The 5,072-nt window shown below is 61.0% G+C and carries 6 protein-coding genes and 1 tRNA gene; 3 read left to right on the forward strand and 4 right to left on the reverse strand.

The features are described from left to right. Together ACK4SV_RS15785 and ACK4SV_RS15790 are read left to right on the forward strand one after the other, a co-directional pair. On the forward strand, nt 1-1,247 hold a 1,247-nt coding region (locus ACK4SV_RS15785), incomplete at its 5' end, for a hypothetical protein (protein ID WP_409918803.1). Between the two features lie 9 nt (nt 1,248-1,256). Further along, entirely contained in the window at nt 1,257-2,033 is a 777-nt protein-coding gene (locus ACK4SV_RS15790; RefSeq protein WP_409918804.1) for a hypothetical protein, read from the forward strand. Nucleotides 2,034-2,037: 4 nt separating this feature from the next. Here the strand turns inward: ACK4SV_RS15790 and ACK4SV_RS15795 are convergent, their stop codons facing one another. After that, complete coding sequence (locus ACK4SV_RS15795) at nt 2,038-2,697, reverse strand: hypothetical protein (protein WP_409918805.1); 660 nt, start codon at nt 2,695-2,697, stop codon at nt 2,038-2,040. A 191-nt stretch (nt 2,698-2,888) separates the two neighbouring features. Then, complete coding sequence (locus ACK4SV_RS15800; RefSeq protein ID WP_409918806.1) at nt 2,889-3,122, reverse strand: type II toxin-antitoxin system ParD family antitoxin; 234 nt, start codon at nt 3,120-3,122, stop codon at nt 2,889-2,891. A gap of 481 nt (nt 3,123-3,603) precedes the next feature. Between ACK4SV_RS15800 and ACK4SV_RS15805 the strand changes: the two genes are divergently transcribed. Further along, a complete protein-coding gene (locus ACK4SV_RS15805; protein WP_409918807.1) occupies nt 3,604-4,551 on the forward strand; it encodes a hypothetical protein in 948 nt (315 codons plus the stop codon). Nucleotides 4,552-4,582: 31 nt separating this feature from the next. Here the strand turns inward: ACK4SV_RS15805 and ACK4SV_RS15810 are convergent. Continuing rightward, nucleotides 4,583-4,659, reverse strand: a tRNA-Arg gene (locus ACK4SV_RS15810). Nucleotides 4,660-4,701: 42 nt separating this feature from the next. Continuing rightward, nucleotides 4,702-5,010 (reverse strand): ETC complex I subunit, encoded by a 309-nt coding sequence (locus ACK4SV_RS15815; protein ID WP_409918808.1) that lies wholly within the window; start codon nt 5,008-5,010, stop codon nt 4,702-4,704. Nucleotides 5,011-5,072 lie beyond the last annotated feature (62 nt).

The raw sequence follows: 5,072 nt of genomic DNA on the forward strand, positions 1-5,072 counted from the left end.
TCCATCCCGACCAGATGCGCGAAGCGATCAAGGCCGAGGAGCATGAATACCGCCACTATGAAGTGGACGACACCCAGGATGCGCGCGACAGCCATTCAGCGGCGATCATCGAGCTCCAGAGTTTCCGCGAACGCCACGGCGAGGGCATCGGCCAGCGCACGCCGGATATCAAGAAGAATGTCGAGCAGGCGGTGGCCATTCTGCTCTTCATCATGCTGGTTGAAGGCGCATTCAATGCGCTTCTGTTCAAGGATGCGCAAGCATCCGGTTTGCTTGGTGGACTGATGATTGCCTTTGGCGTCTCCGCCGTGAACGTCCTGTTCGGGGTCACCGCCGGCTTCCTGGGCCTGCGCTATCTGAACCATCCGGCGCTGCCGGCGAAGATCATGGGCGGCGTGGTGGCGGGCATCTGCATCCTCTGCGGCATCTTCCTGAACTTCTTTGTCGCGCACTTTCGCGACGCGGTGGAGCATGGCCTCATCGCGGCAGATGCCGCCGGGCAACTTGCAGAATTCTCCATGTTCGACATTGCGCCGGGCGCGGTGATTGCCGGCATGTTCCCGAACATTGTCGGCTTTGACAGCTTTGTGGCGCTGGCGCTTCTGCTCCTGGGACTGACGATCTTTGCGATCGCGGTGTATGAAGGCTATGAGCGGATTTCGGATAAATATCCGGGCTATGGCCGGGTCTGGCGCAAGGAGCGCAAGGCCTGGGAGAAACGCCAGCAGCTGCGCGAGGATCTGCGCAGCGACCTGTCGGACTATTTCTCCGCCAGCCGCCTCTGGTTCGAGACGCAGCTGTCACGCCATGCCCAGGCCAAGCGCGAAATCGAGAAGGCGATGAACGAGATCGAGGCACGGCGCGACATTGCCGTCTCAGTCGCGGCCAAGGCGGCGGACCAGGAGCGCGGGCTGAAAGTGGCCTATCGCCAGGCGCACCGGCGCGCACGAAATGCGGCGCGCGAGGCGCTGGGCGACCAGGCCTCCTGCCCGGTCTATTTCGACGAAATCCTGACGCCGCAATTGCCGGCTTTTGATCTTTCCAAGGAACGTGCGCAGGCCAATGCGGCCATCAAGGTGATCGAGCAGAACATCATGGCGATGAACCTGTCGCGCGAATGGCTGGAGACGCATATCCAGCATGTGCAGCAGGGCCTGTCATCGGTGGAGAAGAAGATCGTCGAGGAAATCGCGCGGGTGCGCGATGCGCGCAACATGCCGGCGGCAGACGCCAAGAAGGCCGGATAGGAGACCGCCATGCCGAGACGCAGGGAAAGAGGGCCATGGTTCTGGCGCGGCGCCATCGCGTTGATGATGACCTCCGTATTCGGACTGTTCGCCGCCGCTGCAATGAACCAGCCGCCGGCGACGGACAATGTTTCCGGCTGCCGGCTCGACCGGCAGGACCCGGCGCATACGATCATCCTGGTCGACCAGTCGGACCCGTTCATCGAGACCGATCATGACTGGGTGCGCGCGCTCGTCTCGGATGAGGCGCGGGCGCTGCCGAAATATGGGCGGCTGACGCTGGCGGTGCCGAATTCGGCGCTGGCGCATGATCCGAAGACAATCATCAGCGTCTGCTCACCGGGCAGCGCCGACGGCGCCAATCCGATCTTCCAGAATCCGCGCATGATCGAGCAGGCCTGGCGCACGCGCTTTCAGGCGCCGGCGATGGCGGGGGCGGACACGATCCTTCTGGATACGGTGGCGCCAAGCTCGCCGCTGCTGGAGGCGGTGTTCACCCTGTCGGCGCGGCCGGATTTCCAGGCGGGCACACCGGCGCGCCGGATGATCCTCGTCTCGGACCTGATGCAGCATTCCAGGGATTTCTCGATGTACCGGACGGGTACGGACTATGAGCCCTTTGAAGCCTCACCTCTCAACGCGCTGCGCCCCCGCCTCGACGGGGTCGAGGTGGCTGCGCGCATTGTGCCGCGGCCGGAATATCCGCTGCCTCTGGTGGAAGTGAAGGCGTTCTGGGAGCGCTGGCTGACCGAGGCCGGCACGGCAGGGTTTGCGTCCGTTAACTGACCCGTCAGGACGTGTCGGCCGGGGGCGTTGGCGGCCTGCGCAGGCGGGCATAGGCCGAGCCCGCGGCGGCGTTCAGCGCTTTGATCTCCTCGCGCACATGGCCGGCCATGACGGGCGATTTCGCGCCCGGCACCGCAGCAAAGTCGAGATTCAACGTGAGCTTTGCCCGGCGCGCGGCGAGCGCGGCCAGGCGGCGCGCTTCGGCGGCGGGGTCGGCATGCGCGCGGATCAGGGCGTCGAGGCGGCGGTGGAGGCGCTGCTCCGCGGCGTGGGGGTCAGAGGCGCGGGGCGCGGCAGATTTTGCTTTGGGCTGGTGGCTCGGCGGCGTCTGGGGGCGGCGCTGGGGCACCGGCTCCATCAGGCGGAAACGGGCGGGGCGGGCGGTTGCGGCTTTGCGCGTAGTGGGCCTGCCTGACGGTGCAGACCGGGCGGCGGACGGGGCAGGCGCGGGCGCAAGGGCCGGGGCGGGCAAGTCTGCCGCCAGCATCCAGATCCAGCGGCGGAGCATCGCCTCGGCCGGCTCGATCATCCAGCGGACGAAGCGTTTGCGCATAGCCACCGGCATCGCACCGGGCGCGAACTCCGCAAGCGTCTCACGCGCGCTGGCGATCAGATTGGTGATCAGCGCGGCAATCAACGGAGACAGGGCAGGTGGGCTCGGCATGAGGAGAAGTATGCCACAGCTCTGGAGGGGTTGGATAAAGTGCGGGCGTTATTGGGTAAGCGGTTGATTTGACGCGCTATTTTCGCCGCAGAATGTTGGATAGGCGGTGTGGCGCGCTTTTGTAGAGCCGCTCAAGATCAGCATCCGCCGCGCGGGTTAAGCGATAGCGGCGCTCAGGCATCGAGCGCCTTTCACTTCTTTAAGGCCGCGCGAATGTCTTCGGGGCTGCGCTGGCTCATGCCGCTTCTTTCACCTTCGATGAGGGCTGCGCGAATGGCTTTGATGTCAGCATCTTCCTGCTGGGCCTTGCGGATCAGGTCGCGCAGAACCTCGCTGTCATTGGTGTAAGACCCGCTATCGATCTGGGCTTTGATCCAGTCATCCTGGGCATCGGTTAGGGTGATTGTCTTGCGGATGGTCGTCATGTGGGCCTCCAGATCGCGCGCATAATCATACTATTGGTGTAGTACAGCATATTTGGGCGCGTCGTTCCAAGGATACAACGAAGAGGTGATTTTATGGGCGTCTGCGTCCCCTCAGAGTGCCGCGCTGGTGATCCCGGCAGAACTCAAACCTGCGACCACTCGCTCATAAGCTGAGCGCCATCCAGGCGAGCTACGGGCTGGCCTTAAGGGCGATCGCGCAGAATTTTTCTAGATGCTATGCTATTCCATAAAGCGCAAAATTTACGGGCGCTTTGCAACGGAGGGGGATGTGGGCGCCACCGAGTGGAAAGGCAGAATCGCAGCATGTGCCGCGCTTACCCTACTGCTGCCGGGCAGCGCCGGGCAGGCTGATCCTCAGGCCCGCAGCCGGGCCGGGCCATATCCCGGGGACTATACCAGCCCCCACGCAGAAAAATTTTGGTCGGAGTCAAAAGACCCGGCTCCCCTAGCGGACTCAACCATGAGTGCGCTATTTAAAGTTGATGAATTCGGGGAGATATCAACGTGCAATGAGCTCTTGGATAGTGATACCCGTAATGAAGTTTACTCTGACACCGGTAAGTATAGGGCTCACAAAGGACTTTATGATTCTCTTGTGCAAGCATGTGCATCCTCTGTAGTTTTAATGTGCCCGGGTGGAATTTGGGGCTCTGGCGCTGTTACTAAAGTGAAAGACCAAACAGGCAAAGAGCGATGCTTTGTTAGTACGGTCGCGCATTTGTTTTATGACAAAAGTGAGGAAGGCTCGTCCCAAAGGCGTCCACCTCATTTCCTCTGTGGAGTATACAAAGAAACATCGGTTGCGTCGGCACCAGGCTCAGTTTTTGGGGTAGACGCATCTGTTGGACGCGCATCGCCGCTGGTGAGAGTTGGGACTGGCAGTCGGGATAAACTAATTGAACTAAAAAATACACCGGGTGACTACCGAGATGAAGCCATCTTTGAGATGAACAGCAACTTTTGTAATGCCTTTCCAGAGCTTCCGACGTTCACGCTAGATGAACTAAAAAGAGAGAACACACCTGGACGGCAATGTGCGGAGGTTCAAACGCCCGTAGTTTTTGGCGTAAAGTACCTCAGCCTTAGTTGGGCAGAAGCAAGAAGCGGCTCCCTGAATGTGCTGGGGAAATCTTATTCGGAGAGCAAAACGCATCGGATGATCGATTCGCTGGCCGCCGAGTACATGTCAGGCAGCCTGTCCGGTGAACTTTGCGGCAATAAGTATGTACCAAAAACTTTAATTAGTGGTGCGGTTGACGGTACTGAAGACCGTGTTTGTGCTGGAAATATCAGAGGCGTGCCAGCCAACCAAGGCGGGCTCGTGATTTGTCACCCAGATGACATAGCTCAAATTGGTATGAGCCTTGGCCACGCCCTGGAATTATACCTGAAAAATTCGGTCGAATGAGCTGAATGTTGGCCGGAAGGCGCCTTATGGCTGGTGACCCCGGCAGGACTCGAACCTGCGACCATTCGCTTAGAAGGCGAGCGCTCTATCCAGCTGAGCTACGGGGCCATGGACCCGGCAAGTAGCGCGGGCCGGGTCAGTGTGTCCATGTCAGTGTGTCCATGGCTGTTTGCGGTCGGCGGAGAAGTTCTCGGCATAGGATTTGACCAGGCGCGTGCGGTCGCGGGCCTCTTCCACCGTGAAATTCAGGCCTTCGCGCTCGGCATAGGCGATGGCCTGCTCGCGCGTGTCGAAATGCAGGCGGACCTGGCCGGACGTGTCGTCGATGCTGGTCCAGCCCATCAGGGGATCGGGGCGGCGTTTGGCATCGGGATTGACCAGTTCGAGCACCCAGCCGCGCGTTCCGCCGCGCCCGGCCTGCATCGCGCTCTTGGACGGCCTGAAGATCCGCGCTTCCATGTCTGAGCCTCTCGGCAAGTCAGTGGGGTTGATGGTCGGAGCGATAGGATTCGAACCTACGA

Source organism: Hyphomonas sp. (assembly GCF_046313735.1).
In the GTDB taxonomy this organism is placed as follows: Bacteria; Pseudomonadota; Alphaproteobacteria; order Caulobacterales; family Hyphomonadaceae; genus Hyphomonas.

What these genes read in the sequence shown, in the direction of transcription:
- ACK4SV_RS15790 (WP_409918804.1), top strand. Translation starts at nt 1,257, where the DNA reads ATGCCGAGACGCAGGGAAAGAGGGCCATGGTTCTGGCGCGGCGCCATC.
- ACK4SV_RS15795 (WP_409918805.1), bottom strand. Translation starts at nt 2,697, where the DNA reads ATGCCGAGCCCACCTGCCCTGTCTCCGTTGATTGCCGCGCTGATCACC.
- ACK4SV_RS15800 (WP_409918806.1), bottom strand. Translation starts at nt 3,122, where the DNA reads ATGACGACCATCCGCAAGACAATCACCCTAACCGATGCCCAGGATGAC.
- ACK4SV_RS15805 (WP_409918807.1), top strand. Translation starts at nt 3,604, where the DNA reads ATGAGTGCGCTATTTAAAGTTGATGAATTCGGGGAGATATCAACGTGC.
- ACK4SV_RS15815 (WP_409918808.1), bottom strand. Translation starts at nt 5,010, where the DNA reads ATGGAAGCGCGGATCTTCAGGCCGTCCAAGAGCGCGATGCAGGCCGGG.